Genomic DNA, 22,596 nt, shown 5'->3' on the forward strand with positions numbered 1-22,596 from the left:
GAAAGCCAGCGCACCTGCCAACGTCCATGACGTGACCGTTTTTCAGGAGTCATCCCCTGTTCATTCACTGATGCCGTAGCGAGAACGGCCAATACCATGTGAAAAGGACTTGGCATGCGCCTCCATCGAAACACCCCTCCCGATACCAATACCGATTTCCTGCGCCGCTACGCCCGCGGCATGCTGCGCAGCGCCCATTCGGACCAGCCCAGTAAAGCCTTGCCCATCGTGCGCCGCGTGCACGCGGCTGGAACGGCAGCCGACGCGCGCGTCACGCAGCTCTATCATGCGCGCACGACGCTGCAGCTCAAGCACATGTTCCGCACGCTGGCGGCGGAGCTGGGCTACGCGACATGGGATGCGTGCAAGCGCGACATTGACCGCCATCCACCGGACGTGCTGGACCGCTTCCGGCTCGACCTCGGCGCGTTCGGTGACCATGAGCAGATCTGGTTTGCGGACCAGCCCACGGCCGCGGCTTGGCAGCGCAAACACGGCGGGCGAATGGTCGAGTATGGGAAGCAGGCTGTCGTGATGCCTGGCTGAGTGTGATGCCGGGCAGAGTGTGATGCCGTCAAGTTAGCTGCTGAGCTAACCGCACGTCGTCCCCGCGCAGGCGGGGACCCAAGTGCTGCAAACGTCGTCGAAACGCTTGCAACTTAGGTCCCCACCTTCGTGGGGATGACGTTTTTATGCTAACTCGAGAAGAAATTTGCCTTAACTTGACGCGATTACTGCCTGACTGGCTTTATTGCGAAGCCGGCACCCGCCGCAACACGTCGTCATAAGGCGCCAGGTCGAGATAAGCAGTCACCTGGGTCGCGCGGCCGCCTTGCATGCGGAAAATCCACAGATAGCTGTTGCGATAGGGCTTGCCGTCCTTCGCCACCGCTTCGCCATCCCACTCGATGATGACGTGGTCGCCATCGGCCCACAGGTTGCGGATCGTGGGCCGGATCTGGCGTTGCAGCCGGGTCGACAGCGGTGTGACGGCGCCGTCGATCAATTCCTGCTTGCCGCGAAGAACACGCGCGGTCGGGCTGCTACCCTTGATGGTCCAGACGACATCCGGCGCCAGCATGTCGTCGAAGAAGGTCTGCCCGCCGGCGGCCCAGGCGGCGAATGCCTTGCCGACCGCTTCCTTGTTGCCCTGCGCTTGCGCCGAGCCGCTGTCGGCACGTGCCGGGGACGCGGACCACGCCAGCGCAGCCATCAACATCCAGGCGGCCGTCCAGCGTAACGCAGTACCCGAACCGGATCGAGAGAATTTCATATCGCACTCCTTGATGATCGTTGGATGAGAAGGGCCATTTAGGGCTCTTCCGCTTCCGGCTAGTGTGCAGCGCACGCGCTGGCGCACGTTAGCTCGATCATCCGGGAAGCTTGCACGATCATCCGAAGATGCGGATCAGGGCCTACGGCAGCCTGATCTTGACCACCGCATTGCCGGACGTGACATACAGATTTCCCTTGCCATCCGTGACGATGCCGCGCACGTCGGCCAAGCTACCCGGCAGGTCTCCGGTGCGCAGGGTGGTCGAGCGCGTCGAGCCTGCCACCGTCGTGACGACGCCTTCCGGCGTAATCCTGCGCACGAGGTTATTGATCGCATCGGCCGCGTACACATTGCCGCGCGGGTCGACCGTCAGCGCCACCACCTGCTCGAAGCGCGCGGCGTTGCCGACGCCGTTGGACGATCCCCTGGCATTCGGCGCGCCGGCCAGGGTAATCATATTATTGACGCCGATAAAGCCATTCGGGTTCCAGCGGCTGATCTCGCGCTCCAGGTCGAACACGAACAAGTTGTTGTTGCTGTCCAGCGCCACGCCGCGCGGTTCGAACAGGCTCACGCCGGTCAGACCGTTCACGACGGATTGGCCTTCCAGCATCAGCGTGTCGCCCCCCGAAATCCTGCGTGTACTGTAGCTATTGGTGATAAACAGGTTATCGTTGGCATCGACTGCGATCGCGCCAAGCACCACCGAGGTCACGCGGCCCGCAGCGACATTGCTTCCGATGGGGATCGAGGTTGTCGTGCCGACGCGTCCAGCGGAGGTAATGCTCCGGATGCGCAGATTATCGGCCACATAGATGGTGCCGCGCCGGTTCACCGCCACGGCCATAGGATTCTCGAAGCGGGCATTGCCCGTGTCGCCATCGACAAAGCTGCTGGTGCCGGCGGCCCCCGCCACCGTCGTGACCACGCCTGCCGGCGTGATCTTGCGAATGACGAAGTTGCCGGTGTCGGCGACATACAGATTGCCATCGGCATCGATCGCAATGCCTCGCGGCGATTTGAAGCGTGCGGCCGTACCGGCGCCGTCCATCGTGCCTTCGATCGTCGGATCGCCTGCCAGGATCGACAGCGCTGCCACCGGCGCTGGCGGCGGATCGCCGCCGTCCTCGTCGTCCTTGTCCTTCGGGATGCCGTCACCGCAGGCGGAGCACAGCAGCATCAGGGCGGCGGCCCCGCACAGCTTGAGGCGAAGACGGGCAGTATCGGTCACGGCGCGGCGGGTCATGAATCTCTCCAGAAAGGTCCGTCTTCGATGCTACCACGCAGCAAACTACCCGCCCTGCTCTCAGCCATGGTAGCTGCATAAACTGCATTGCCAATCCGCCGCCACTACGTCGAAGTGACACCTTCGCTAAGCAATTCACTTAAGTAACACGAAAAATTTCCCGTACTTTCTTTCCCACAATTGCCAATTGCCCGCTTGACATACGGCCAAGAGTTCCTTAAAGTCGAAATTATGTCTTTCACCCCGCATCTGTCGACCACCCTACCAGCCGCCGGCGCGCTATCGCCCGCTGCCCTGCTACTACGCGCGTAAATTCCGCCGTACGTTCCGGCTCCGCCGGCCCCAACAGCAGTAGGATTCGCACCGATGTCTACCACCCAATTTTTCGCACCATCGTTTTTCCTCACCGGGTTCGTCCTGGCGACCGGCTTGCGCGCACCGATGCGTGCGCTGCTAAAGCTACCGATCAGTTGCCGGGCCTAGCGTTTTCGTGGCCCGCCCGGCAGCCTGTTGCCACCCCTCAGACCCAAAAGGTCGCCCCAGTGACCACCCCATCAGGAGCCCCGATCATGCTGAACAACCCCGCCACCAAATACCGTCCCTTCCCCGCCGTCCCCCTGGCCGACCGCCAGTGGCCGAGCCGCAGCATCACCACGCCGCCGATCTGGATGAGCACCGACCTGCGCGACGGTAACCAGGCATTGATCGAGCCGATGAGCGTCGAGAAAAAGCTGCGCTTCTTCAAGATGCTGGTCAAGATCGGCATCAAGGAGATCGAGGTCGGCTTCCCGTCCGCTTCGCAGACCGACTTCGACTTCGTGCGCATGCTGGTGGAAGACAAGCACATTCCGGACGACGTCACCATTATCGTGCTGACCCAGTCGCGCGATGAGCTGATCCGCCGCACAGTGGAATCGGCGGTCGGCGCCAAGCGCGCCATCGTCCACGTCTACAACTCGGTAGCCCCGGTGTTCCGCCGCGTGGTGTTCAATATGGAGCGCGACGAGATCGTGCAGATCGCCGTCAAGGGCGTCCAGCTGATCAAGGAACTGGTGGCCCAGCACCCGCAGACCCAATGGGGCCTGGAGTATTCGCCGGAATCGTTCTCGACCACCGAACTCGATTTCTCGAAGCAGATCACCGATGCGGTCAGCGCCGTGTGGCAGCCGACGCGGGATAACAAGATGATCGTCAACCTGCCATCGACGGTCGAGGCGGCAACGCCGAACGTCTATGCCGACCAGATCGAATGGATGTGCCGCAACCTGAACAATCGCGAATCGCTCGTCATCAGCGTCCACCCGCACAACGACCGCGGCACCGCCGTTGCCGCCGCCGAGCTGGCAGTGTTGGCCGGCGCCGACCGCGTCGAAGGCTGCCTGTTCGGCAATGGCGAACGCACCGGCAACGTCGACCTGGTCACCTTGGCGATGAACCTGTACACGCAGGGCGTCAACCCCGGCCTGGACTTCTCGGACATCGACGCCGTGCGCCAGCTGGTGGAAGACTGCAACCAGCTGCCCGTGCATCCGCGCCATCCGTATGCGGGCGACCTGGTGTTCACCGCCTTCTCGGGCTCGCACCAGGACGCGATCAAGAAGGGTTTCGCCAAGCAGCAGCCCGACGCGATCTGGGAGGTGCCGTATCTGCCGATCGACCCGGCCGACCTGGGCCGCAGCTACGACGCCGTCATCCGCGTCAACAGCCAGTCGGGCAAGGGCGGCATGGCCTACCTGCTGGAGCAGGAATTCGGCCTGCAGCTGCCACGGCGCCTGCAGATCGAGTTTTCGCGCGCCGTGCAGCGCGTGGCCGACGAGAGCGGCCGCGAGATCAACGCGGGCGACCTGCACGCGCTGTTCGCGCGCGAATACCTGGAGCAGGACGAGCCATATCACTACGTCTCGCACCGCATGGTCGAGGACAGCGAGCATGACGTGCAGCTGGACGTGACGGTAACGCGCCACCATGCGCAGCAATCCTTCAGCGGCACCGGCAACGGTCCGATCGACGCCTTCGTGACGGCGCTGGGCCTGGATATCCGCCTGATGGATTACCACGAGCATGCGATCGGCTCGGGCGCCGATGCGCGCGCGGCCTGCTACGTCGAACTGCGCGTGGGGAATGGCCCGACGCTGTTCGGCGTCGGCATCGACAGCAATATCGTGACCGCTTCGTTCAAGTCGGTGCTGTCGGCGGTGAACCGTCACATGGCGGCGGGCGGAGAGAATTCGGCCGCGCTGGCGGCCTGAGGTTCGGGGCGGGCGGCGGGGCGAGGAACGCCCTGCCTGCGCCGCCGATCGATCAGCGGCGGCGCTGTGGCGCGCGGCGCGGGCCGGCCGGTCCGCGCGACTCGAGATGACGGAACACGATGCGCCCCTTGGTCAGGTCGTAAGGCGAGAGCTCCAGCGTGACGCGGTCGCCCATCAGGATGCGGATGTGGTTCTTCTTCATGCGGCCGGCCGTATAGGCGATCATCTTGTGGCCGTTTTCCAGCTCGACGCGAAAACGCAGTTCGGGCAGCACTTCGGACACGAGGCCGTTCATTTCGATCAGTTCTTCTTTTGCCATGCGGGTTCTCCTGGTGTGGCGCCGGCAGGCGCCGGGCGTCGTGGATGCGGGGGATCGTTAGGGCCCGGCATGCAACGCCAGGAGAGGGATGAAAAAAAAGCCCGCATCCTGCGGGCTTCGTTTCAAAGCATTACCGATTTATCGCCGCTCCCGCCCATGCTATCTGCGTGGTGCCGGAGCTGTGGGCGCCCGCGCTATCTGCGCGGTGCGTCCGCTGTACAGGCTGACTGACATACCGAAAACACGTCCTCCGGAAAGTCGCGCACTGCACAGGCGCGGTCACGGATCGGAGGACTTTCGAGCAGGCGTTACCTGATCGAGCAACCCAGTATAACAGCATTTTTGTGCGGCGCACAAAATAATGTTCGTACTGGCTCAATGCGGCATCGGCTCTTCGCCGTCGTCGCGGCCGGCCGTGAAGCGCTCGGCTACGGTCGATACATCGTCGTCGGATGGGGAATGGACGGCCGCCTCGGGCGGATCGAGCATGTCGGCCAGCATGGCCTGCAGTTCCGGCGTGTCCCAGTCCTCGCCAACGCGCTGCCGGCGGTGGATGTAGTGCTGGATCTCGCTATGCTGTTCGGAGGTCAATGGCAGGCCGTGGAACGTGGTGCCCGGGGTCGCTTCGCGCATGCTGCCTCCTGTGCCCCGCCAATGTGGCCGGATGCACCGACTATACACCGGCGCGCGCCAGGCGGCGCGCGCTTCACTCGGCGGCTCCCGGTCCGCTCATCCGGTCGAGTATCTGCAGCGAGGCCCGTTCGCTCATCACCAGCACCAGCTTCAGGCGCGCACGCGTCATGCCCACAAAGAGCTTACGCAGCGCGCGTTCGTCCAGTTCCTCGAAATCGATCTCGGTGAAGATCAGCGCCGGCGCCGACTGGCCCTTGAAGCGGTACACCGACTCCGCCAGCAAGCCTCCTTCGCGAAACACCGGGTTGCCGAACAAGTCATAGGCGCCGGTGAACGAGCGCAGCGTGTGCGCATCGCTCAGGCGGTCGAGCTTCAGGATCGCCGATTTTTCGCGCCCGCGAAACGCGCAGATCGCGATGTCCTGGCGCCCGAAGCCAGCCGCCAGGCAGGAGGTCACGGCGCGCCGCGTCTGGGCCAGCATCGCTTCCTCGTCCCCTTCCGGATAGGTCAGCTCCTCGATGTCGGCGCCCTTGAATGGGCTGCCCGCCTCCACCGGCTGGCGCGCGGCGCCGAGCTCCGTCAGCATGTCGACGATCTGGCGCGGGCTGCGGTAGTTGGTGTGCGAATGCAGGGTGACCCAGCCCGGCAGCGGCACCATCGCGCGGCCGTACAGGTTCTGGTCCGGGTCCTCCATCCAGATCGCGCGCCCGTTCGGCTTGAGCATGCGCAGCACGATGTCGCGCCAGGCCACCGAGAAGTCCTGGCCCTCGTCGACGATCACCACGTCGAACTGCCAGGTCTCGGGCAGCTCGGCGCCCGTCATCGAGTGTTCGATGCGGTCCCAGACGTCGGCCGCGCCGTAGTCGGGCGTGACGTCCTGCGCCCGCAGCCAGGCGTCGGACAGCATGTGGAAGGTGGCGACGCGACCGCCGGCCGGCACCAGCCGTTCGATGTGGTCGGCCAGCGGCCGGTTGAAGCAGACGTAGAGCGGACGCAGGCCGGCGTCGAGCGCGGCCGTGTACTCGGCCAGCGCCAGCTGGGTCTTGCCGCTGCCGGCGGTGCCGATCACGTGCAGGCGGAACGGAGAAAACTCCAGCCGCCGCGCCCATGTCGCCAGGCCGCCCGACAGCCGCGTCACCATCTTGACCGCGTTGCCGATCATGGCGCTGGGGTCGGGCCGCAGGTTCAGCGTGTCGCCCAAAAAACGCGTGACCTTGTCGAAGTCGTCGGTGCGGTCGGTGACCGGCAGCGACTCGCGGATCACCCGCGCCAGCCTGGGCTTGTTGGTGGCGTCGATGATGTGGTCCGGATCGATCCCGGCCAGCTGCTGGTCGCGCACGATGTAGTCGGGGCAGTACAGCAGATAGTCGACCGACAGCGTGCCGTGGTAGCGCCTGGTCAGGCCCTCGATGGTGGTCAGGATCTGGCTGCGGATCTTGCGCGGCTTGCCCTGGTAGCTTTTCACCAGGCCTTCCGGCGTCTCGTTGAGAAAGCCCGCGACCTGCTCGATCACCAGCATGCGGCCGTTCGGGGCCAGCACGATGAAGTCGACGTCGCCATATACGGAGTAACCCTGCTCGACATTCGTCCAGTGCACGCCGTGGTAGATGACGTAGGGGGTGTCGGCCAGGCGCTGCTCGAGGTAGCTTAGGGTTTCGATCTCGCGCGCGGCGGCGCCGGTGACGGCCATCTCGCGCCAGCCGGCAGGTTGGATATGGGCCATGGTGTCCGCAAGCGTTAGTAAGGTGGAAACTATTGTAAGTCTGTTTCCCTGATAGTCACACACCGTTGTCGGGGGAACGCATTATTGGCTGAGAAAGCAAGGGAATCGTTGCCGAAGTGAAAAACTTATTGTCGCCTGGCGGCAATCCAGTGCACACTTTCGGGCATTACGCATAGCGTCAGGGTCTTCGTGCATTTACCTTCCGTCTTCTTCGCGATTCCGACTCCAGCGTTACGCCTGTGGGCGTGGCTGCTGCTGGGCGCCCTATGCCTGAGCCAGGCGCCGGCCGAAGCTGGAGAGGTGCATGCATTCAATGGAAATAAAGTAAAAGGTTGCCAACTTGACGGCAATGCCTACACCTGCGGCAACCTGCCCTCGACCGCATGGGACGACTCGATGGCGATCGCCAACGGCTACAGCGTCCATATTAAATCCAGTGTCAGTCCGGGCTGGGACTATGGCGTGTCGATGTCCGGCAGCGCACGCCTGACCAGTGGCGGCTCCATCAACCTCAACGGGATCAACCCGGCAAAAATCAGCATTTCCGGCGGTTCGTTCGACGCGGCCGGCGAGTTCACCTTGACCAAGCCGATCCGCGTGACGGCCAATGTGACGGCTGGCTCCATGACGCTCGGTGGCGAAGCGGGTTTCCAGATCACCGGCAATATGGTGTCGAAAGGCGCGCTGTCGGTCGCCACCAGCGCCATCGTTAACGGCTCGGTCAGTGGCGTCCAGGTCACCGTCGGCTCGTCGGTCAAGATCAGCGGCAGCCTGAACGCGACGGGGGCGGTGTCAATCGGCTCGAGCAGCAGCATCGGCGCGGGCGTCACCGGCGCATCCATTACCGCCGACTCATCGGTCACGGTTACCGGCAACCTGGCGTCGCCAGGCGCGGTGTCGATCGGCTCCAGCAGTATCGTCACCGGCGCGGTCAGCGGATCCGAGGTCACCACCAACTCGTCGGTCAAGATCGGCGGCAGCCTGACCTCGGCGGGGCGGGTAACGATCGGCTCCAGCAGCAGCGTGGGCTCGGATGTCACCGGCACCGCCATCACCCTCGATGCTTCGGTCACGATCACCGGCGCGGTCAAGGCCAGCGACGTCCTGACGGTGGGCTCGCATTCGTCGATCCGCGGACCGATCAGCGGCACGACCTCGATCACGCTCAATTCGCCGTCGACCATCGTGGGCACCGTGACCTCGAAAGGGCCGATCACGATCGGATCGCACGCGAACATCGATGGCGCGATCAGCGGCACCGTCGTCACCACCAGTTCGCCCGTCACCCTGAAAGGCAATATCGTCGCAACCAGCCGCTTCACGCTGGCCTCGGGCAGCACGGTCAACGGCGACATCACCTCGCCCGAGATCGACATGTATGCGGCCAGCAGCGTCGTCACCGGCAAGGTCACTGCGGCCAAATACCTCACCATGGGGCACGCCGTGCGCATCAACGGCGACGTCGATACCGGCCAACTCAAGCTGGAAGCCTCGGACGCGATTGTCAACGGCAATGCTGCCGTGGACTTCGCGACCCTGTACTGGCATGGTCGCGTCAGCGAGAAGATCTTCTGCAAGAAGGGCACGCGGCCGGGATATTGCGACTGCGTCGACAACCAGAGCGATTATCCGGTCAATACCGCCAATGGGCCGCGCTGCGAAAGTCCAAAACCCGTAGGCGGCACGTTCAGCCACTTCCTCATCAAACATGACGGCAACGACGTCGCCACCTGCTCGACAAAGGACGTCAAGGTCAGTGCGTGCGCGAATGACGACTGCAGCCAGAAGCTCGCCACTTCCACCAGGGTGATCATGCAGCCGGGCGGCGCCAGCGCCAACTTCATCGGCTCGGGCACGGTCCAGGTATCGAGCGCCCGCAAGGGCGTCAACAAGCTGTCGCTGACGCTCGACGGCGGGGCGACGCAGTTCAGGTGCCGCAACACGAAGAACAATTCGTCCAGTTGCGACGTCAACTTCACGGGCGACGTCGGTTTCCAGATCAAGGTGCCGAACCACAAGGCCGGCAACTGGGTGACGGCCGAACTGCAGGCACTCAAGTCGAACGGCACCGAATGCAAACCGGCCTTCGTCAACGTCACCAAGCCGGTCCAGTACACCTGCAGCCATGGTGAGCCGAAGAGCGGCACCATGCCGGTGATGCTCGCGCGCACGCTCGGAACGAATCCCGCCAATCCTGTCGAACTGATGTGCTCAGCCACCAAGCTGGTCTTGTGGGACACCGCTTTCGACGGCAACGCCAAAGCGCAGATCGGCCTGACCTACACCGACGCCGGCAAGGTGGCGCTGAACGCCAAGACCGACGAGATCAGCGGTGCCGTCACGTTCGTGGCCGCACCGGACCATTTCGACATCGTCACGCCGAGCCCCTTGCGCGCCGGCCTGGACTTCGACGTGAAGCTGACCGCGCGAAACGCAGGCGGCGCCACGACACCCAACTTCAATAAGGCCGGCTATCCCACCACCGCTAATGCAACCAGAACCACGGTCAGCATGCCCTGCACCAAAGGCGCCCTGGCGCCCGTCACGACCGAGTTCACCGACGGCAAGGCAACGGTAGCGGCGAATTATTCCGAAGCCGGCTCGATCAACCTGCGGGCGGATTTGCAGGATTTCCTGGGCACCGAAGTGGATACCGTCAGCACCACAGGCAAGAATGAACCGGAGCCCTGCACGACAAGCACCGTCGGCCCCTTTGTGCCGATGTACTTCCAGGTCGAGCTGAACGACACCGCGCGCATCGTGCAGCAGGACGGCAAGGACCTGACCTTCTATTATTCGCGCGAGCCGATTCCGCTCAAGATCACGGCCATGAACGCGAAGGGCCAGCCGACGACCAATTATCCGGCCGTGTATGGGTCGGATCACGCATTTACCCTGAGTGCTGTCGATACCGAAGGCACGCCGTTTACCGACGATTTCGGCACACTTGCCGGAACGCTCGCGGCGAGCGATTTCGTGGCAGGCATCGCCACTTGGACTTCTTCGACGAAGTCGCCCCAGGCGACCTTCCAGTTCGGTAACGCGCGCACCACGCCCACGCCGATTCGCCTGCGCGTAGCAAACAAGGCGGCCACCGGCATCCTGCCTGCCGGCCACGACATCACGTCGTCGGGCGAAAAAGCCCATGAAAAAGCGCAGCCGGAAATCCGCAGCGGACGCCTGCGCATCGCCACGCTATTCGGCCGCGCAGGCTCCACGCTCGATCTACCAGTCACGGCGGAATACTGGAGCGGCAAGAGCTGGCTGTTCAACAACCGGGATGATTTCACCATCCTGCCTGCGGTGGCCATCGCACAGACCTCGCATGCGCATGCCAACGGAAACGGCGCCAAGCCCAAGACCCAGGTCTTATCCGATCTAAAACTCGAGGGCGGCAAGGCAAAACTGCCAGTCCAGGGCGATACGGCGGGCTGGATCGACATCGCATTCAACCTCGGCGCCGGCGCAGGCACCGGGCAGGACCAATCCTGCCTGAAGTCGCATCCTCAGACATCGTTCGCCAACCTGCATTGGCTGCAATCGCTCAGCGGCTGCACCGACCCATCCGGCCGCGCCACCTTCGGCATCTTCGCGCCCGAGAGCCGCCGCATCATCCACATGCGCGAGGTGTTCAATTGAAGCACACTAGGCCGCAGGACGGCTTCACGACGGTCGAACTGATCACGGTCATGGTGCTGATCGGCGTGCTGGCCGCGATCGGCATCCCACGGCTGATGGGCGAGAACAGCATCAATGCGATCGTCTTCGGCGACCAGGTGGCCAGCGCATTGCGCACCGCCCAGAAGAGCGCGGTGGCCAAGCGCCGCATCGTGTGCGTGACGACCCTCCAACGCACTCTCCAACTGCGCATCAGCCCGACTGCCGGCACCGCCAGTTGCAACCTGCAGCTCGACGGCGCCGGGGACGGCACGTTCGACAGCAACGATGACAAGATCAGCATGAACAACCCGCGGCCCGCCCTGTTCTTCCGTCCGGACGGCACCATCGCCGCCACGGCGGGCGACGCACCGCTCACGGGCTTCGACATCACGGTCAGCGATTCCAGTGGCGTACGGCGCACGATCCACGTCGACGGGAGGACCGGCCTTGTCAATTAAGCGCATGGCCGGGATGACCCTGGTCGAGCTGATCATCGCCATCGTGATCGTAGGCACGGCGCTGGCCGGCCTGGTCGCGGTCTACAACCGCGCCAACGTCGCCAGCGCCGACCCGCTGATCACCCAGCAGATGCTGGCGATCGCCGAGACCATGATGGAAGAGGTCATGCTCAAGCCCTATCTGACGGACGGTGGCAACGCCGCACAGCCCGCAGACCGCGCCGACTATACCGAGATCGACCACTACAACAAGTATGCGACCGCCGGCGGCATCGTGGCCGTGGACGGCAGCGCAGTCGCGGGCCTGGACCGCTACGACGTCGCGGTCAGCGTCACACCGACAACGCTGACGAACATCGCCGATACCGCCGATGCCCGGCGCATCCAGGTGGTGGTGACGGAACGCGGTGGCCAGCAATTGCAGCTCACCGGATGGAGGACCAGGCCATGGCAGCCAACAACACCATGAAGCGCCTGCCTGCGCGTGGCTTCACGCTGGTCGAGCTGATCGTTGTCATCGTCCTGATCGGCATCATCGGCGGCGTATTGGTCCTGCAACTGCTGCCGGCGATCCGCAGCTACCTGCTGGTCGGGCAGCGCGCGGCGCTGACCAACCAGGCCGACACCGCCCTGCGCAAGATCGTCGGCGAAGTGCGCAGCGCGGTGCCCAATTCGCTGCGGCTCGGGTCGTCCAGGTGCATGGAACTGGTGCCGACCAAGGATGGCGGCCGCTATCGCATGGGTCCCCACATCGACGGCGACACTGTGGCCGGCGACTTCCTCGACGATACCGAAGCCAGGAGCCGGTTCGATGTGCTGACCGACGCCACCAATGCGCCCGTTCAGGGCGATGCCATCGTGATCGGCAACCAGAACACGGACGACGTCTATAAGGAGGTTAACGTCGGCATCGTCAATGCATCGGGCGCCCCCACGAACGCCGCCACCGGTGTCTTCAGCATCACCCTCGACGCCGCCATCCAGATCCCCCCAGGCTATGACGGCGGGCGCTTTGTTGTCGTGCCAAAGGACGAAAAAGTCGTCACCTACCTGTGCACCGGCGAGGGCAAGCTGTATCGCCTCGCCGACGCGACCTTCCATCGCGAACCGACCTGCCCGACCGATGCACCGGCCGGCGCCGCGCTGGTCGCGGACAAGGTATCGCATTGCGCCTTCATCTATTCCCCCAACCAGGGCGCGACCCAGGAAAGCGGCTTCGTCCAGCTGCAACTGACCCTGAGCGACAAGGGCGAGTCGGTCCCGCTCATCATCGGCGCCCACGTGGACAACGTGCCATGAACCGACCGCGCCCACAATCCGGCTTCGCCTATATCGCGGCGATCGTGTTCCTGGTGGTGATCGCCGGGATCGCGGTGGCCCTGCTGCAGCTGACCAATACCCAGCAAACCACCGTCAACCAGGCCTTGCTGTCAGCTCGCGCTGGTCTGGCCGCGCGCGGCGGCATCGAATGGGTCTACCAGGACCTCGTCAGCCGCTGCACGCCGGGGGGCAGCACCGCGAACCTCACCGACTTCGTCAACGACACCGGCTTCGACGTCAAGGTCACGTGTTCGTACCGCGCCTATCGCGAAGGCGAGCAAGCCGATGCCAGCGGGGCGCCGGTATTGGTCGTCAAGCACATCTACCGGATCGAGTCGGTCGCCTGCAATGGCGCTGGCGCCTGCCCGGACGACGCCAGCGTCCCACGGCCCGACTACGTGGAACGGAAACGGGTCGCCACCGTCTGCATGACCGCCAATAACGAGTTCTGCTACTGAGATTGTTATCAACGGCCAGGTCTTGCGCGCCAACGGTGGCGTCGTCTAGCGCCATTTCCGGAGGATTGGGCAAGTCTTGCGGAGCATCGTACCCCGTTAATAAGGTGTAATAGGGGCACCAATCACACGCCACGAGGAGGCCGACAATGCAAGCGATCCGTGACCTCGCCGACCTGATCGCCCGCCATGCGCCTGACGAAGGCATGCACCGCAGCCAGGTGCCGGGCATGTGGCTGATCCGCAGCGACCGCACCACCGAACCGCTGCACGTGGTGCATGCGCCGGCGGTCTGCATCATCGCCCAGGGAGCCAAGCTGGTGTCGCTGGCCGGCAGCGATTTCCATTACGACCCGGCCAAGTTCCTGGTGGTGTCGGTCGACCTGCCGGTGACCGGCTGCGTCACCCAGGCCAGCGGGGAAGAACCCTATCTGTGCCTGCGGGTCGACCTCGATCCCCAGATGCTGGCCGCGCTCGACCTCGAACTGCCGGGGCCTCCCACCCCGCGCGCACGCGGCGCGGCGTCGGCGCGCGGCCTGTTTTTGAGCGAGACCACGCCCGGCCTGGCCGACGTCGCGGCGCGCCTGGTGCGCCTGCTCGAGGCGCCGCAAGACATCCCGGTCCTGGCCCCGCTGCTGTTGAAGGAGCTGCACTACCGCCTGCTCACCGGCGAACACGCCGACGTGGTGCGCCACATCGCACGCGGCGAAGGCCGCATGGCCCAGGTCACGCGCGCGATCTGCTGGATCAAGGACAACTTCAATCGCCCGCTGAGCGTCGAGCGCCTGGCCGGCGACGTGGGCATGAGCTCATCGACCCTGCACGAGCACTTCAAGTCGGTGACGTCGATGAGCCCCCTGCAATACCAGAAGCAGCTGCGCCTGCAGGAAGCGCGGCGCCTGATGCTCACCGGCGCCAAGGATGCGGCGCGCGCCGGCCATGCGGTCGGCTACGAGAGCAGCTCGCAGTTCTCGCGCGAGTACGCGCGCTTCTTCGGCCTGTCGCCGGGGCGCGACTCGACGCGGCTGCGCCAGTCGCAGGGTGGCGCCAGCCTGCTGCAGGCGATGCGCTAGGCAGCGACCGGCGCGCCGCAGACCCGTTCCAGGATGCGCTGCGCGCTGAGCTCCTGGATCAGCAGCGCGCCGCCGTTCGCCTTGATCAGGCTGGCCGCCAGCGCGACATCGTCGCCCGCCAGCCCGATGGCGGTGGACTCCGCCGGATCGAAGCGCTGCACCGAATGCACGTCGTCCACCAGCAGGCCGACCGTGGTGGCGCCGTGGCGCACCAGGATCACCTGCCCGTCCGCGCGCGGCGCATGCGCACGGCCGGAGACCAGGCGCGCCAGGTCGAACACCCAGACGAAACCCGGCCGCCTTACCTGGCCAGGGTGCTGCCCAAGCTCGGCCTCGACGTCCAGCATGCCGATACGCGCGCCGTCCGTCGGCGGCGTGCGCTTGACCCGCGCGAACGGCAGCGCCTCGATCACGACCCCGGCGTCCAGCGCCATCAGGGCGCCGGCCACCTGGAACAGCGCGTAGTCGCGTCCATGCTCGTGCTCCGACCTTACACGTTCGGCGCCAGCCAGCGCCGCCAGCTCGGCCTCCTCGCGCACGGGCCCGAAGGATTGCAGCAGCACCGACAGCACCGGCTCCTCGCGGCTGGCGCCAGCGCGGAATTCGCGGTAGCCCCCGGCGCGCGCGCAGGCCGCCACGCAGTATTGGCCGGCATGCTCCACGATGCGGCGCGCGGCGCCGTGCCGCGCCGCCGCCTCCAGCAATGAACGGTCGAGCGCCAGTTGCGTCCCCGCCGGCTGGTCCGGGTCGGTGCCGCACAGCACCCGGCCGTCGGGGCTGACCAGGAAGGCCTGCATGTCGGCGCGGCCGGCAACGCCGCTGTCCAGCATATTGCGCAGCTCCGTCGCGCTGTCGAACACGATGCCGATGCCGCCCACCACCGCCGCTTCGCGCTCCGGGTGGCGGATCGCCGCGTGATAGACGAAGGTCGGCCGGCCGTCGTACAGCGCCGATGCGCCGAATGGCTCGGCATAGTGGTCCATCTCGCTGCGCAGGCCGCACACGGCGCCCAGCGTATCGCTGGCGATGCGGCTGCCCACCACGTCCTGCGAACCGGTGGCCGCCACGATGCGGCCGCTGCGGTCGTACACGAACAGGCGGCTGTACACCGTGTACAGGCCGTTGATGTGGCCCAGCAGCACGCCGATCGCCTCGGCCTGCTCCGGGTCGTCGCCGTCGGCCAGCGCCTGGCGCAGCTGGCCGGCCAGGGCCCACCAGCGGCAGTCGTTGGCGCGCTCGTACAGGCTGCGGTCCAGCATGTCGACCAGCAGCTGGGCGGTGGCGCCGGCCTCCTGCAGGCTCGAGGCCAGCACGGTCTGGTACAGGCCCTGGATCGACTTCGAAAAAGCTTCGTCGCTGCGTTCGCCCGTTTCGGTGATCTGGTCGAGCACCGGATCCAGGCGGCCACCGCTATTGCCGGCAGCGGCGCCGCTGCTGGTCACCTTGCCGTTCCAGACGATGCGCTTGATCGCCTGGGTGGCGCCCAGCACCGACGACATCAGCGCATGCAGCGCCGGGCTGAAGGTATGGGCGTGCGACAGCAGTCCCTGCAACATGCGCGGCGCCAGCTGCGCCGCCGCATCCGGGTGCGCACTGCGGAACGCCAGCTCGAGCGGCACCATCACTTGCGTCTTCCAGCCGGGCGGGCCGGGATAGCCCTGGTAGCCCTGCGAGATGCCGGTGGCGACCAGGTATTCGCGGCCGGCGAACAGGCGCGCAGCCAGGTCGTCATCGAGGTTGACCGGTACCCGCACGCCGGGCGCGATCCACAGCGGATCGAGGCTCTTGACGACGCGGTCATCGGCATCGAGCAGCAGCATATTGGCACGCCGGTCGGCGCCGCCATAGGCAGTGAAAATCGCGTCCAGCTCATGCTCGAAAGAGAAACTCAGGCACAGCACGCCGAGGATGGCGCCGCTGTCGGGATCGCGCATGGCCTGCGAGTACAGCAGCGCATGCGGCGCACCGGGACGCAGGTCGCTGGCGCGGCAGGTTTCAACGTAGCCCGGCGCCGCCAGGGTGGCTTCTACCAGGGGATCGCTGCTCCGCTCCAGCGTGGCGCCGGCATCGGCCCGCAACAGCACCGCGCCGTCCGGCGCCAGCAGTACGATGTCGTCGTACACGGTGTATTTGTCGCGGTAGGCCACCAGGCGCCGGCGCGCCGCCTCGCGGTCCGGCGCCTCGCCGGCGGCCAGGCGCGCCAGGAAGCGGCACAGGTCGAGGTCGGCCGCCAGGAAACCCACGTCGGCCGTGCGTTCGAACAGGTTGCGCACCAGCAGGTCGAGCGCATACTGGGCGCGCGTGGCGGCCTCGCGCCTTACCTGGCGCACCTTTTCGGACACCATATTGGCGACCAGGTCGCGCTCCAGCTGCACCAGGCCGGTGCGCGTGGCCAGCACGGCCGGCAACAGCAGGCGCGCCTCGAGCGGGCAATTCATCTTCGCGGACGCCTCGATCAGGCGCCATGTCTGGTGCAGCTCATGCAGCGCCGTTTGGCGCCTCACGACATCCTGCATGTATGGCAGGAAGCTCTCCACCAGATCGGTATCGGGTTCTTGGTTCATGGGAGATAGGGGTAAAATCTACTTCCCGTTAAGCAAGACGCATGCCATTCGGTTTCGATGGCGTCGTCCCATGGCCGCCGTCTCCTATAATCGCGCCATGACCATCTTTTCCCGGCTCCCCGCATGAGCTACCGCCTGGCGATCTTCGACTTCGACGGCACGCTGGCCGACTCCTGGCCCTTCTTCCTGAGCGTGTTCAACGATATCGCCGACCAGCATGGTTTCCGGCGCGTCGACGCCGAGCAGGCCGAGCGGCTGCGCCACTACGGTCCGCGCGATGTCATGCGCCACGTCGGCATGCCGGCCTGGAAGCTACCGTTCGCCTCGCGCTCCTTCATCGAGCACATGCGCGCCGTCACCGGCTCGGGCCGCATCCCGCTGTTCGACGGCATCGGCCCGACCCTGCACGCGCTCGACCGCGCCGGCGTGCTGCTGGCGGTGGTGTCCTCGAATGCCGAGGAAAACGTGCGCGCCGTGCTCGGACCCGAGCTGGCGGCCCTGATGGGGCAGTACGAATGTGGGATGCCGATCTTCGGCAAGGCCGCGCGCATCCGCAAGGTGGTGCGGCGGGCGGGCACGCCACCCTCGCAGGCGCTGTACGTGGGCGACCAAAGCACCGACGCCGACGCCGCGCGCCGCGCCGGCATCGGCTTCGGCGCGGTCAGCTGGGGCTATGCGCCGATCGAGATGCTGCGCCGGGCGGCGCCGGAGCGCGAGTTCGGCGCGCCGGCCGACCTGCTGTCGCTGGCGCGGCGGTAGCGTCCCTCAGTCCGCTTCAGCTGCCGAAGTCGGCCTTGCGCTCAACCGCCTTGCGTACCGCCGTGACGAGACCGGCATAGCTGCCGGCGCGGCACAGGTTGTCGGGCGGCGTAGGTGGCGCCGGATTGTGCTCCGGATCGCTCACCTCGGCGCGTGGCGCTACCGGCGCGGTGCCGGAACGGGCAGTCAGGCTTTGGTCTTCATTCATGGACAGGCTCGCTTGGTGGAAGATGGCGCGCTATCCCTTCACGCACACCACCTGCTTGAGGGTGTGGACCACGTCGACCAGCTCGCGCTGGGCGTGCATGACGGCGTCGATGTCCTTGTAGGCCATCGGGATTTCATCGATCACGCCTTCGTCCTTGCGGCATTCGACCCCGCGCGTGGCGCGTTCCTGGTCGGCCACCGTGAAGCGGCGCTTGGCTTCGGTGCGGCTCATCACGCGACCCGCGCCATGGCTGCAGCTGTTGAAACTTTCTGGATTGCCTTTGCCGCGCACGATGAAGCTGCGCGCGCCCATCGAGCCGGGAATGATGCCCAGCTCGCCTTCGCGCGCCGACACCGCGCCCTTGCGCGTGATCAGGACGTCCTTGCCGAAGTGGCGCTCACGCTGCACATAGTTATGGTGGCAATTGACTGCTTCCACATGCGTCTCGAAAGGCTTCCTGATCACGCTGCGGACGGCGCCGATCAGGTTCTGCATCATGACTTCGCGGTTGATGCGCGCGAACTTCTGGGCCCAGCCGACCGCCTCGACGTAGTCGTCGTAGTGCTGGGTGCCTTCTTCGAGGTAGGCCAGGTCCTGGTCCGGCAGGTTGACCATGTGGCGCCGCATGTCCTGGCGCGCCAGCTCGATGAAATGGGTGCCGATCGCATTGCCCACGCCGCGCGAGCCGGAATGCAGCATCAGCCAGACGAAGTTTTCCTCGTCCAGGCAGACCTCGACGAAGTGGTTGCCGCTGCCCAGTGTGCCCAGGTGCTTGTAGTGGTTCGCATGGCGCAGCTTCGGGTATTTGCGGCAGATTTCGTCGAACTCATCCTTGAGCCTGGCCCAGCCGGCATCGGCGGCCGGCAGCGGCTTGTCCCAAGAACCGGTGTCGCGTCCCCTGGCCTTGCGTGTCTTGGGCGACATGCCATGCGGCACCGCCTGCTCGATGGCGCTGCGCAGCTTGCCCAGGTTGTCGGGCAAGTCGTCGGCGCGCAGCGTGGTCTTGGCCGCCATCATGCCGCAACCGATGTCGACGCCGACCGCGGCCGGGATCACGGCTCCCAGGGTCGGGATCACGCTGCCGATCGTCGATCCTTTGCCAACATGGACGTCGGGCATGACGGCGACGTGGTGGAAGACGAACGGCAATTGCGCCAGTTTCGACAACTGTTCCTTCGCTTCGGGCTCGACCGGCACGCCCCGGGTCCACATCTTGATGGGGCGAAGCTGGTCCGTACCGCCGAGCACATCGTAGTCGTTCTGTTCCATGCGGCGCATGATGGCGCAAAACGGCAATCCATGCTGTCCGCCTGAATTGGCCCCGCCCTTATCGCTATTGCTATACTCGGCACACTACACTGTTGCATGAATGAACAATGACACTGCCGATGCGTCTACTCCCCATCCTCCTGGCTCCCCTGCTGCTGACCGGCTGCTTCATCGAGACGGCCACCTATTCCATCGATCCCAATATCGATCACGCGATCACGGTCAGGGTCGAAAAGGACACCTTTTGGACCAAGGAAGGAACGCTGCGCGTGATCATGTCGCGCCTGCCGGAATGCCAGCGCCAGCTCGAACTGGGTTCGGTATGGCTGTCGGGTTTGCAGGTCGAGCTGTTCGGCAACGGCAACAACGTCTATACCTTGCGCGCCGACGACCAGGCCTGGCAGATCGACACCACGGACTGCTCCGGGCAGGAAGCGCCGGATGCCGACGCCATCACCGGCCTGCCGCTGGGGATCTTCGAACTCGGCGATGACGACAAGCTGACTTTCGAAAAGCCGGAAGCGTCGAAAGAATAATCACGGCCGCAGCCAGCCGCGCCCGATCGGCAGCGCCAGCAGCCGGTGATAGACCAGCTCGAGCGCCGGCAGCGCCCGTGCGCAGGCGGCCTGGGCCACCGGCGTATAGGCCAGCAGCGCAAAGCCACCCGACACCAGCAGCGCGCCGATCATGTCTTTCGGCCAATGCACGCCAAGATAGACGCGCGACCAGGCCACGATCAGCGACAGCGGCAGCATCACCAGTCCCAGGCTGCGCGCCAGCGGCACGCGGCTGAAGGCCAGCACCAGCGCCACCGAGAAGATGCTGGTCGCGTGGTCGCTGGGGAAAGAGCTGTCGGGTGCATGCAGCAGGAAGGTATGGCCGATCTCGGCCACGAAGGGACGCGGGCTGTACCACAGGTGGCCGATCATGGCGTTCACGGTCAGCGCACAGGCCGCCGCCAGGAAGGCGCGCAGCGCCACCTCGCGCCGCGGTCCCGTTCCACTGGCCCACAACAGCACCAGGGAAAAGGGCACCAGGAAAATCAGCCACTCGGCCGCAAACATAGCCCCTAGCAATTGCCAGCCAGTCAGGCCAGCGTGGGCGTTCAGGACGGAAAACAGGATGAGATTGACGTGCTCGATCATGGCGCGGGGCTTTTGATGAAAAATTGATAACTTTTTCCATAGCTTAGCCCATCCATTCCAGCGCACCCTTGGCAAAGTGCAACAGAATGTGACAAGGGGGTGACAGCGCGCGGCAGTGCCTAGCGTTTGTGCAGCAAGAGGCGCAGCTGGGCAAGTTCGGGCTGCCTCTCCGCTTTCTCCAGCACACTTTCTAGCAAGGACTGACCGTTCTCGCGCTGCATGGTCCACTGGGTGAAATACTCGTGCACGGTACGCCAGGGAGGATAGCCGGGCGGCATCGCACGCCAGGTGGTGCCGGTGTGCAGGAAGTACAGCACGGCGCAGAACACATCGTACAAATCATGCTTGCGCGGACGGGTCTTGCGCCGGGCCGCCTCGAGCATGGTGCGTATCGCCTCGAACTGCTCGCGGGGAATATCGCTGGGATAGGCTGGACGATCCATACTGACCTCCAAAACAACTTGGAGGTCCTGATCTGGAACAGGTTCCCGTTGTATTTACAAGGTAGCCTATTCCAGAGATCTCAGTCGCGCGCCAGCGCGAGGAACTCGGTGCGCAGCGCCAGGTTCGGTTGCAGTTCGCCCAGCAGGGTCGAGGTGATGGTTTCTTCGCCGATGGCGCGGATGCCACGGCTTTCCATGCACATATGGCGGCACTTGACGACGACGCCGACGGCCTTCGGCTCCAGCACTTCCATCAGCGCATTGGCGATCTGCATCGTCATGCGTTCCTGCACCTGCAGGCGCTTGGAGAAGATATCGACCAGGCGGGTCAGCTTGGACAGGCCCACGATCTTCCCGTTCGGCAGGTAGCCGACGGTGGCCTTGCCGAAGAACGGCGCCAGGTGGTGTTCGCAGTGGCTATACACCGGGATGCCGCGCACCACGATCAGTTCATTGTATTCCTCGGCGCCATCCTCGAACGCCTTGAGCACTTCCACCGGATCCTGGTTGTAGCCCGAGGTCCAGTGTTTCCAGGCTTTCGCGACGCGCGCCGGCGTTTCGACCAGGCCCGGACGTTCCGGATTTTCGCCCAGACTGGTGAGGAGACGACGCCAGTCGTGTTCGGTGAAAGCTTCTTTGTCAGACATGGTGCACCTTAAAAAAACGATTGCCGCAAGTATATAGGGAAGCACTGTGGCCGGCTGGCAGCCGCCCTATTCTTGAGGAAAATTAAATCCGATATGACACATTTGGCTTAGCGTTGAGCGTGGTTCCAGCCTGGGAGGGCGCTATGTTCGGCAGCACGGTTCTGGAAGTCGCCATCGGCCTGGCATTTTGCTACGGCACCCTGGCGCTGGTCGTCACCACTTTGCAGGAGGCACTGGCCGCAAGCTTCCAGCTGCGCGCCGGCACGCTGCAGGATGCCGTCAAGCGCATGCTCAACGATCCCCGCTTCGAGGCCACGGCGCGGGTGCTGTATGCGCATCCGCTGGTCAACCCGCGCGCCGGCGGGCTCGATCCCGGCGCACGCCTGCCCGCCAGGCATCGGCTTACGCCATGGCCATCCTACATCGAACCGGCAAACTTCGCGATCGCGCTGATCGACGCCATCCGGGGCAGCCAGGGCTCGCTCGAGGCCGACATCGCCGCCGTCCCCGATCCTCAATTGCGGCGCACCTTGCAGACCCTGTACCGGCAGGCGGACGGCGACTTGCAGCATTTCCAGGCGGCCCTTGCCGGCTGGTTCGAAACCGCCATGGAACGCCTGTCCGGCGTCTACAAGCGGCGCCAGCTGCTGATTTCGTTCCTGGTCTCGCTGCTGCTGACGATCCTGTTCAACATCGACAGCATCCACCTGTTCCAGACCTTGTGGCAGCATCCCGCCATGGCGGCCCACATCACCGCCGTGCCCGACGGGCTGGACGCCGAGGTGATGGCCCAGCTGTGGGTGCTGCCGATCGGCTGGCAAACCTTTCCGCCGATACTCAATGCCGCGTTCGCGCTGCAGGCCTCGGGTTGGCTGGTCACCGCCAGCACCACCCTGTTCGGCGCACCGTTCTGGTTCGACATCCTGCAGCGCGCAATCAACCTGCGCGGCACCGGCGCCAAGCCGGCCCCGTTCAATGTCGAACAGGCCCTGGCGCCCACGCCGGCGCCGGCCGCCGCCCGCGCGCCGGATGGCGTGACCGTCGTAGTGGCCCCGGCAGTGGCGCCGGTAGTGGCCCCTGCAGTGGCCCCGGCAGTGGCGCCGGTCCAGTCCTGAGCGTGCTGCCCCGCGTGCGTCCCCTGGTCGGTCT

Annotated in this window: 21 protein-coding genes and 1 pseudogene; 11 read left to right on the top strand and 11 right to left on the bottom strand. The window is 65.2% G+C overall.

Features of this window, described 5'->3' with window-relative positions; genetic code table 11:
• Positions 1–114 precede the first annotated feature (114 nt).
• The gene (locus FVD38_RS03135; RefSeq protein ID WP_147933485.1) at positions 115–546 is read left to right on the top strand and encodes a hypothetical protein; all 432 of its coding nucleotides are present in this window, start codon (positions 115–117) and stop codon (positions 544–546) included.
• A 202-nt stretch (positions 547–748) separates the two neighbouring features.
• Here the strand turns inward: FVD38_RS03135 and FVD38_RS03140 are convergent, their stop codons facing one another.
• Together FVD38_RS03140 and FVD38_RS03145 are read right to left on the bottom strand one after the other, a co-directional pair.
• Positions 749–1,273, bottom strand: coding sequence for a nuclear transport factor 2 family protein (locus FVD38_RS03140; RefSeq protein WP_147933486.1), 525 nt, complete (start codon positions 1,271–1,273; stop codon positions 749–751).
• Positions 1,274–1,415: 142 nt separating this feature from the next.
• Positions 1,416–2,522, bottom strand: a complete 1,107-nt coding sequence (locus tag FVD38_RS03145; protein WP_147933487.1) for an NHL domain-containing protein — start codon at positions 2,520–2,522, stop codon at positions 1,416–1,418.
• Positions 2,523–3,088: 566 nt separating this feature from the next.
• On the opposite strand from FVD38_RS03145, the gene leuA reads away from it, so the two are divergent.
• Positions 3,089–4,771 (top strand): 2-isopropylmalate synthase, encoded by a 1,683-nt coding sequence (gene leuA / locus FVD38_RS03150; RefSeq protein ID WP_147933642.1) that lies wholly within the window; start codon positions 3,089–3,091, stop codon positions 4,769–4,771.
• Between the two features lie 52 nt (positions 4,772–4,823).
• On the opposite strand, the gene infA is transcribed toward leuA, so the two are convergent.
• From infA to FVD38_RS03165, 3 genes are all read right to left on the bottom strand, one after another.
• The gene (gene infA / locus FVD38_RS03155; RefSeq protein WP_005664553.1) at positions 4,824–5,090 is read right to left on the bottom strand and encodes a translation initiation factor IF-1; all 267 of its coding nucleotides are present in this window, start codon (positions 5,088–5,090) and stop codon (positions 4,824–4,826) included.
• A 375-nt stretch (positions 5,091–5,465) separates the two neighbouring features.
• Positions 5,466–5,723, bottom strand: a complete 258-nt coding sequence (locus FVD38_RS03160) for a hypothetical protein (protein ID WP_147933488.1) — start codon at positions 5,721–5,723, stop codon at positions 5,466–5,468.
• A gap of 73 nt (positions 5,724–5,796) precedes the next feature.
• Positions 5,797–7,446, bottom strand: coding sequence for an ATP-binding domain-containing protein (locus FVD38_RS03165; protein ID WP_147933489.1), 1,650 nt, complete (start codon positions 7,444–7,446; stop codon positions 5,797–5,799).
• 189 nt (positions 7,447–7,635) lie between these two features.
• On the opposite strand from FVD38_RS03165, the gene FVD38_RS03170 reads away from it, so the two are divergent.
• The 6 genes from FVD38_RS03170 to FVD38_RS03195 all read left to right on the top strand — a co-directional run bounded on the left by FVD38_RS03170 (position 7,636) and on the right by FVD38_RS03195 (position 14,412).
• Positions 7,636–11,085 carry a DUF6701 domain-containing protein gene (locus tag FVD38_RS03170; RefSeq protein WP_147933490.1) on the top strand — a complete coding sequence of 1,150 codons (3,450 nt, stop codon included), beginning with the start codon at positions 7,636–7,638 and terminating at the stop codon, positions 11,083–11,085.
• A complete protein-coding gene (locus FVD38_RS26395; protein WP_187271464.1) occupies positions 11,082–11,564 on the top strand; it encodes a GspH/FimT family pseudopilin in 483 nt (160 codons plus the stop codon). Before FVD38_RS03170 ends, FVD38_RS26395 begins: the two co-directional genes overlap by 4 nt.
• Positions 11,554–12,033 carry a prepilin-type N-terminal cleavage/methylation domain-containing protein gene (locus tag FVD38_RS03180; RefSeq protein WP_147933492.1) on the top strand — a complete coding sequence of 160 codons (480 nt, stop codon included), beginning with the start codon at positions 11,554–11,556 and terminating at the stop codon, positions 12,031–12,033. Before FVD38_RS26395 ends, FVD38_RS03180 begins: the two co-directional genes overlap by 11 nt.
• Positions 12,012–12,863: a prepilin-type N-terminal cleavage/methylation domain-containing protein gene (locus tag FVD38_RS03185; RefSeq protein ID WP_187271465.1), complete on the top strand. Its 852-nt coding sequence runs from the start codon at positions 12,012–12,014 to the stop codon at positions 12,861–12,863. The genes FVD38_RS03180 and FVD38_RS03185 overlap by 22 nt, the downstream gene beginning before the upstream one ends.
• A complete protein-coding gene (locus FVD38_RS03190; RefSeq protein WP_147933494.1) occupies positions 12,860–13,342 on the top strand; it encodes an MSHA biogenesis protein MshP in 483 nt (160 codons plus the stop codon). The genes FVD38_RS03185 and FVD38_RS03190 overlap by 4 nt, the downstream gene beginning before the upstream one ends.
• Before the next feature lie 146 nt (positions 13,343–13,488).
• Positions 13,489–14,412 carry an AraC family transcriptional regulator gene (locus tag FVD38_RS03195; RefSeq protein WP_147933495.1) on the top strand — a complete coding sequence of 308 codons (924 nt, stop codon included), beginning with the start codon at positions 13,489–13,491 and terminating at the stop codon, positions 14,410–14,412.
• Here the strand turns inward: FVD38_RS03195 and FVD38_RS03200 are convergent.
• Complete coding sequence (locus FVD38_RS03200) at positions 14,409–16,976, bottom strand: chemotaxis protein CheW (RefSeq protein ID WP_147933496.1); 2,568 nt, start codon at positions 16,974–16,976, stop codon at positions 14,409–14,411. The two genes, FVD38_RS03195 and FVD38_RS03200, sit on opposite strands and share 4 nt — an antisense overlap.
• Before the next feature lie 123 nt (positions 16,977–17,099).
• Between FVD38_RS03200 and FVD38_RS03205 the strand changes: the two genes are divergently transcribed.
• Positions 17,100–17,735, top strand: coding sequence for an HAD hydrolase-like protein (locus FVD38_RS03205; protein WP_147933497.1), 636 nt, complete (start codon positions 17,100–17,102; stop codon positions 17,733–17,735).
• 16 nt (positions 17,736–17,751) lie between these two features.
• Here FVD38_RS03205 and FVD38_RS03210 read toward each other — a convergent pair whose 3' ends face one another.
• A complete protein-coding gene (locus FVD38_RS03210; protein WP_147933498.1) occupies positions 17,752–17,943 on the bottom strand; it encodes a hypothetical protein in 192 nt (63 codons plus the stop codon).
• Positions 17,944–17,973: 30 nt separating this feature from the next.
• Entirely contained in the window at positions 17,974–19,212 is a 1,239-nt protein-coding gene (locus tag FVD38_RS03215) for an RtcB family protein (protein WP_147933643.1), read from the bottom strand.
• 119 nt (positions 19,213–19,331) lie between these two features.
• Between FVD38_RS03215 and FVD38_RS03220 the strand changes: the two genes are divergently transcribed.
• On the top strand, positions 19,332–19,748 hold the full coding sequence (locus tag FVD38_RS03220) for a hypothetical protein (protein ID WP_229493381.1): 417 nt from the start codon (positions 19,332–19,334) through the stop codon (positions 19,746–19,748).
• Here FVD38_RS03220 and FVD38_RS03225 read toward each other — a convergent pair whose 3' ends face one another.
• The 3 genes and pseudogenes from FVD38_RS03225 to folE all read right to left on the bottom strand — a co-directional run bounded on the left by FVD38_RS03225 (position 19,749) and on the right by folE (position 21,447).
• Complete coding sequence (locus tag FVD38_RS03225) at positions 19,749–20,357, bottom strand: phosphatase PAP2 family protein (RefSeq protein ID WP_147933500.1); 609 nt, start codon at positions 20,355–20,357, stop codon at positions 19,749–19,751.
• Positions 20,358–20,527: 170 nt separating this feature from the next.
• A pseudogene (locus tag FVD38_RS03230) lies at positions 20,528–20,800 on the bottom strand (transposase); the annotation flags it as partial.
• Positions 20,801–20,880: 80 nt separating this feature from the next.
• Positions 20,881–21,447, bottom strand: a complete 567-nt coding sequence (gene folE, locus FVD38_RS03235; protein WP_005664537.1) for a GTP cyclohydrolase I FolE — start codon at positions 21,445–21,447, stop codon at positions 20,881–20,883.
• A 143-nt stretch (positions 21,448–21,590) separates the two neighbouring features.
• On the opposite strand from folE, the gene FVD38_RS03240 reads away from it, so the two are divergent.
• On the top strand, positions 21,591–22,562 hold the full coding sequence (locus tag FVD38_RS03240) for a hypothetical protein (RefSeq protein ID WP_147933502.1): 972 nt from the start codon (positions 21,591–21,593) through the stop codon (positions 22,560–22,562).
• Positions 22,563–22,596 lie beyond the last annotated feature (34 nt).

The organism is Massilia arenae (genome assembly GCF_008014745.1).
Taxonomy (GTDB): domain Bacteria; phylum Pseudomonadota; class Gammaproteobacteria; order Burkholderiales; family Burkholderiaceae_D; genus Telluria; species Telluria arenae.